4 protein-coding genes are annotated in these 6,896 nt (G+C 33.1%); all 4 read right to left on the bottom strand.

Features of this window, described 5'->3' with window-relative positions:
* Positions 1–161: 161 nt before the first annotated feature.
* Entirely contained in the window at positions 162–3,416 is a 3,255-nt protein-coding gene (locus QM495_RS01770; protein WP_408670389.1) for a WD40/YVTN/BNR-like repeat-containing protein, read from the bottom strand.
* 182 nt (positions 3,417–3,598) lie between these two features.
* A complete protein-coding gene (locus QM495_RS01765; RefSeq protein ID WP_408670388.1) occupies positions 3,599–4,333 on the bottom strand; it encodes a succinate dehydrogenase/fumarate reductase iron-sulfur subunit in 735 nt (244 codons plus the stop codon).
* Between the two features lie 8 nt (positions 4,334–4,341).
* A complete protein-coding gene (locus tag QM495_RS01760; RefSeq protein WP_408670387.1) occupies positions 4,342–6,255 on the bottom strand; it encodes a fumarate reductase/succinate dehydrogenase flavoprotein subunit in 1,914 nt (637 codons plus the stop codon).
* A 9-nt stretch (positions 6,256–6,264) separates the two neighbouring features.
* The coding region (locus tag QM495_RS01755) for a succinate dehydrogenase (protein ID WP_408670386.1) at positions 6,265–6,896 on the bottom strand (632 nt) is incomplete at its 5' end.

Genomic DNA, 6,896 nt, shown 5'->3' with positions numbered 1-6,896 from the left:
CCAAGATTTAATTTCTAAAAACAAATCTGTTTAAAAGATGAAATTTACGCCAACCTGAACTTAATTCAGGTTCTTATAGCAACTTGTATTCAACAAGATGAGATTCTGAAATAAATTCAGAATGACGACTTTTATAACTTTTCAAACAACCCTATTTTTATTTAATATTTCAGTTCCTTTAGTTCTTTAAAAGGAGAAAGGTTTAAGTTTTTAACTGATTTCTGATACTTTACCCAATCGACTTTATAAAATTCGTTAATTTTAGTGATTACAGTACTCACTTTTTTGTCAGCGTTTTTAACCAATGTCAACTCAGTTGTCCCTGGTTTTTGAAGTAATGAACTTACATATCTTCGTGCTAAAAATAAATACGAAACGGTACTTGGAAACTCAGCAGCTGTAATACCTTGTCTTTTGTCTTCTTTCCCTAACATATTATCTAATAAACCATTGATGTTTTTTAAAATTTCATCTTGAGATTTAAGTAATTCTTTTTGGTTTTTAATGCTAGTTTTAGCTTTAATACGTTTTTTATAATCATTTACAATCTCTTTAGAAGCCAGCAAACGTTGCGTTGCTTCACCAGCAATACCAGATTTGGTTTCTAATTGTTTTAATAAATCGTATTTACTTTTTAAAACTTCAAAAGGCATGTCAACTCTGGGATCATAAGCAATGTCAATAGTTTCACTAACAGTTTTATTCCCAAAATGAATTTTTAAGGTATAAGTTCCGGGTAAAACAGTGACTCCACGAGGTTCACTTGCATTCTTTTTAGCCTTTTTTCTTGAAGGGCCTCTTTTCCCTTTTTCACCCATTCTCCAATACATTCTATGAATACCATTTTCTTTTGGAGCTTTCTTTTTAATACTTCTAATTAATTCATTTTTTGAATTATAAACTTCAAAGAATATGGAGTCGAATTTTACTATTGGTTTTTCAGATTTAACATCAGCTATTTTTGAAGTTGCTGTTTTACCTTTCTTTTTCTTTTTTACTGAAGATTCTTCAGTTTTTTTAACTTCAGGCTTGTTAATGCTATAAGTTATCATAGCACCTCTTGATCTATTTTCTCCATTAAAAATTGCATTTGCTCCAAATCTTGTTCCTGAAGGTTGTTGATTTTGCGTTATAAATGCTGGAGGAGGTGTAAATAAATAAAGTATTTTATTCATTAACTGTTTACCTTCTTTTGCCAAAGCCCTAAAAGGTCTAATATCATCTAAAATATAAATAGCACGTCCAAAAGTGCCAATAATTAAATCATGTTCACGAGGATGAATGGCTAAATCCATTGTTGAAACTGAAGGGAAATCATTTGTCCATTTAGTCCAAGTTTTTCCTTCATCAATACTAATATATAAACCGTATTCTGTTCCTAAAAACAGTAAGTTAGGTTCTTCTAAATCTTGAATTACAGAAAGTGTATAACCATAAGTTTCAGGTTTATTTTTAAGTAAATTTACCCAAGTTTTCCCAAAATCACGTGTTCTAAATAAGTAAGGTTTAAAATCAAATTGACGATAATTGTTTACCACCACATACGCTTCACCTTTGTTAAATTTTGAGGCTCTAATTTGAGGAATCCAAGCTTCTTTAGGCATTCCTTTTATATTTGGAGTCACATTTTCCCAAGTTGTACCTCCATTTAATGTTAATTGAATATTTCCATCATCAGTACCAACCCATATTAAATTTTCATCTAAAGAGCTTGGTTCAATAGCTAAAATGGTACAATGATTTTCAGCTCCTGTAGCATCCATGGTAATTCCACCACTTTCATATTGTTTTTGTTTTTCTTTATTATTGGTGGTTAAATCTGGCGAAATTAGTTTCCAAGTATAACCTTTGTTGGTTGATTTATGTACAAATTGACTTCCAAAATAAATGGTTTTTTTATCTATAGGGTTTATTGCTACGGCTGCGTTCCAATTAAAACGAAGTTTTACATCAGGGTTTGGATGTGTTGGCCTTATACCTTTAGTATTTCCAGTTTTTCTATCATATCTACCAACATTTCCTTCTTGAGACATAGCATATCCATATTGTGAATTAGAGGGGTCAGGAATAACATCAAAACCATCACCAAACATCAATTCTTGCCAATATGAATTCCTGACTCCTTGTGCTTTTAAAACGTAAGCTGGTCCACTCCAAGAACCATTATCTTGCATTCCTCCATACACGTTATATGGAAAATTGTCATCTACATTAATATGATAAAATTGTCCTATTGGTAAATTTTCTACAAAACGCCAAGACGTTCCTTTATTATGTGTAATATTTAATCCACCATCATTTCCATCCATCATAAAACTTGGGTCATTTGGATGAATCCACCAAGCATGATGATCGGGATGAACTCCTTTAGACGTTCCATAAGCAGGCATTAATTGCTTAAAAGATTTTCCCCCGTCGTTACTAACATTAACATAAGTAAAAATAGAATAAATTCTATTTTCGTTTATAGGATCCACATAAATATGAGAATAATAAAAAGGCCTATTTCCAATTCCACCTTTTCCTCTTCCACTTGATTTGTCATTTACTTTTTTCCATTTTCCACCGCCATCTTCAGACTTATACAATGCATTTTTTTTAGCTTCAATTAAAGCATATATAATTTTGGAATTACTAGGAGCAATAGCCAACCCAATTCTACCTAAATTTCCTTTTGGAAGCCCATCTTTATCGGTTAGTTTTTTCCATTTTTCACCACCATCATACGTTATATACATTCCTGAACCTTTTCCGCCTGAGCTAAAAGTCCAAGGTTTACGTTGATGTTCCCACACTGCTGCAATTATTTTATTTGGGTTAGTAGGGTCAACAACCAAATCTGCACAGCCTGTTTTGTTATTTACAAACAATGATTTTGTCCAAGTTTTCCCTCCATCTGTTGTTTTAAAAACACCACGCTCAGGGTGTTCTCCCCAAGAAGAACCAATAGCACCTACATACACAATTTTCGGGTTTGTTTTGTCTATAATAATTCTTTGAATATTTCGTGTTTTTTCTAAGCCAACCAATTTCCACGTTTTACCAGCATCTAAACTTTTATACAATCCATAACCACCAGAAACACTATTTCTAGGATTACCTTCTCCTGTTCCTACCCAAATCACATCAGGATTGCTTTGTTGAATTGCAACAGCTCCAATAGACATGGGACCGTATGTATCAAAAATTGGTTTCCAATCGATTCCACCACTTTCAGATTTCCAAAGTCCACCGGAAGCCGAACCAACGTACATAATATCAGGATGATTAGTCACTACATCAATAGCTGTAATCCTTCCACTCATTCCTGCTGGGCCAATTGAACGTGGTTTTAAATTTTTAAATTTTTCTAAATCTAATTGTTGAGATAAAGCAAGTGATGAGATAAATAGTGCGAGTAAGGTTAGTTTCTTCATTATTTATGATTTAAATATAATTTTTAAAATTATAAAATAGAATTGCAAGATATGTTAAAGTTTTGGTAAAATAGCTTATTTTAAATGGGAGCATTTGTTATAAATAATCATAAAAAAAACAGCCATTTATCGATGGCTGTTTTTTAGAATAAATATATTTTTTAATTAGTTTATTTGCGAACTCAATTAGATCTATTGTATTCGAAATTCATACGTGTAATATCTAATAATTGTACTTCTTGAGGGCAAACCATAGCGCAAGCTCCCGTATTTGAACAACTACCAAAACCTTCTTCGTCATGAGCATTCACCATCCATTGTACACGTTCGTTACGTTCAACCTGTCCTTGAGGTAATTTTGCCAAATGGCTTATTTTTGCAGATACAAATAGTGCTGCAGATGAATTTTTACAAGTAGCTACACAGGCACCACAACCAATACAAGCAGCACTATCAAAAGCACTTTCGGCAATGTCATGATGAATAGGAATAGCATTAGCTTCTGGAGCCATTCCAGTAAAAGAAGAAATATAACCACCAGCCTGAATGATTTTATCCATAGAACTTCTATCTACTTTTAAATCTCTAATAACTGGAAATGAATTTGCTCTAAAAGGTTCTATTGTAATAGTATCACCATCACTGAAGGATCTTAAATGAGTTTGGCAAGTTGTATAATGTTCTTCTGGTCCGTGAGCTTTCCCATTGATAACTAAAGAACATTGTCCACAAATTCCTTCACGACAATCGTGATCAAATTCAACGGCAGGTTCACCTTTTGCAGCAAGCTGTTCGTTCAATACATCTAACATTTCTAAAAATGAAGTATCAGAACTTAAATCTGATAATTCATAGGTTACTAATTTTCCTTTTGTTTTGGCATTTTCTTGTCGCCATATTTTAAGTGTCAGTTTCATAATCTTTATTATTTGTATGACCGTACTGTTGGTGTAACTTCAGTAAATTCAAGTGGTTCTTTATGTAATTTCCAATTCTCTCCATTCTGCCATTCCCAAGCTGATGAATACATATAGTTTTCATCATCTCTCATTGCTTCACCCTCAGCGGTTTGGTAATCTTCTCTGAAGTGAGCTCCACAACTTTCTTTTCTATCTAAGGCATCAACAGCCATTAATTCAGCTATTTCTAAATAATCTGCTAATCGCCCTGCTTTTTCTAGTTCAGAATTTGGTCCGTTTTCATTTCCTGGGATTGCGGCATTTTCCCAAAATTCTTTACGTAATTTTCGTATTTCTTCGATAGCCCAAATCATCCCTTTTTCGTTTCGAGACATGGCTACTTCTTTAAACATAATTTTACCTAAACGTCTATGAATTTGTCCAACAGGCATTGTCCCTTTAATTGCTAATAATTTTGCTACTTGCGCTTTTACATCTTTTTCAGATTCTTCAAATTCAGGAGTATCTGTTGAAATTTTTCCAGTTCTAATTTCATCAGCTAAATAATTAGAAATAGTATTGGGTAAAATAAAATTACCATCAACGGAAGCTTGTAAAAGAGAATTTGCACCTAAACGGTTTGCTCCGTGATCGGCAAAATTTGCTTCACCTACTGCAAATAAACCAGGAATTGTAGTTTGCAATTCATAATCAACCCATAAACCTCCCATAGAAAAATGGGCTGCGGGTGATATTTTCATAGGTTCTTTATAAGCATTAATAGCGGTAATTTTTTCATACATAGTGAAAAGGTTTCCATAACGCTCTTTAATAGTGTCTTCCCCTAACTTTTCAATAGCAGTTTTGAAATCAAGATAAACTGCATTTTTTAAAGAACCAACACCATGACCAGCATCCATTCTTTCTTTAGCTGCTCTTGAAGCAACATCACGAGGGACTAAATTTCCAAATGCAGGATATCTACGTTCTAAGTAATAATCTCTATCTTCTTCTGGAATATCTCCTGGAGCACGTTTCTCATCTTTATTTTTTGGAACCCAAATACGACCATCATTTCGAAGTGATTCAGACATTAATGTTAATTTAGACTGATGTTCTCCAGATTGAGGTAATGCAGTTGGATGAATTTGTGTCCATGAAGGGTTTGCAAAATAAGCTCCTTTTTTATGGGCACGCCAATTTGCTGAACCATTTGAATTCATTGCTAAAGTTGATAAATAGAATATTTTACCAAAACCACCAGTTCCAAAAACAACAGCATGTGCTGCATGTCTCTCAATTTCGCCTGTATCTAAGTTTCTAGCAATAATACCTCTAGCTTTACCATTTACAACAACTAAATCAAGAATTTCATGGCGATTGTATTGTGTTAATTTCCCAACTTTAATTTGTTTCATCATTGCCTGGTAAGTAGCCAATAATAATTGTTGACCAGTTTGTCCACGAGCGTAAAATGTACGTGAAACTAACACTCCACCAAAAGAGCGATTACTTAAATAACCACTATACTCACGTCCAAAAGGAACACCTTGAGAAACCATATGGTCAATTAAATTGGCAGAGACTTCTGCCATTCTATATACATTAGCTTCACGAGATCTAAAGTCTCCACCTTTAATGGTGTCGTAAAACATTCTATATACGTTATCACCGTCGTTTTTATAATTTTTTGCTGCATTTACACCACCTTGAGCGGCAACAGAATGCGAGCGACGTGCAGAATCTTGAAAAAAGAATACTTTTACGTTGTAACCTAATTCTGCTAATGATGCAGCTGCACCACCACCTGATAGTCCAGCACCAACTACAATTATATCTAATTTTTTACGGTTTGCTGGGTTTACAATTCGAGTTTTAGCAAGGTAATTTTGCCATTTATCTTTTAGAGGTCCTTCTGGAATTTTTGCGTTAAGAGCCATAATTCTATTTTATTTAAAGTGAAGAATGATTGGAATAATGGCATATAAAACTGCCATAACTAAACTAAAGCATACTGCTATATACTTAATAATGTTCATTATTTTTTTAGGGTAAACACCTAAAGATCTGTGTGCGCTTTCTATTCCATGAACAAGATGAAAACCTAATGCAATAATACCTATTTCATAAATAAGAACATACCACCAAGTTTTAAAGGTAATTAACACTAAATCGTATAAATCGTGTTCTACTTTTAGTATTTTATATTGCAACCAAAATTGCGCCATATGTATTACAATAAAAACACCAATTATAGTTCCTAAAACCCCCATATTTCTTGAATACCAAGAACTTGTAGAAGTATCTGTTACTACATATTTTTCACCACTTGATTTATTGTTTTGAATTGTAATTAATAAGGCATCAATCACATGAATTATGATAGCTGCGTATAGAATATATGCAACAATTGTTACTGGCCAAAAATGCACTAAGAAGTGAGAATAGGCATTATACATATCATGTGTATTTGCAACATTATTCCAAAATTCTATTGGAAAAAATGAGTTTGGAATAATTAAAATAAGATTCCCAATAAGGTGAATTATAAGGAAAAAGATAATGAATAGCCCGGTAAACG

Origin of the sequence: Lutibacter sp. (assembly GCF_046055765.1) — a bacterium.
Lineage (GTDB): Bacteria > Bacteroidota > Bacteroidia > Flavobacteriales > Flavobacteriaceae > Lutibacter.
This window is presented reverse-complemented; position numbering and strand designations above follow the sequence as displayed.

Bases quoted from the DNA above. Each gene is read 5' to 3' on its own strand.
- QM495_RS01760 (WP_408670387.1), bottom strand. From the start codon at position 6,255: ATGGCTCTTAACGCAAAAATTCCAGAAGGACCTCTAAAAGATAAATGG.
- QM495_RS01770 (WP_408670389.1), bottom strand. From the start codon at position 3,416: ATGAAGAAACTAACCTTACTCGCACTATTTATCTCATCACTTGCTTTA.
- QM495_RS01765 (WP_408670388.1), bottom strand. From the start codon at position 4,333: ATGAAACTGACACTTAAAATATGGCGACAAGAAAATGCCAAAACAAAA.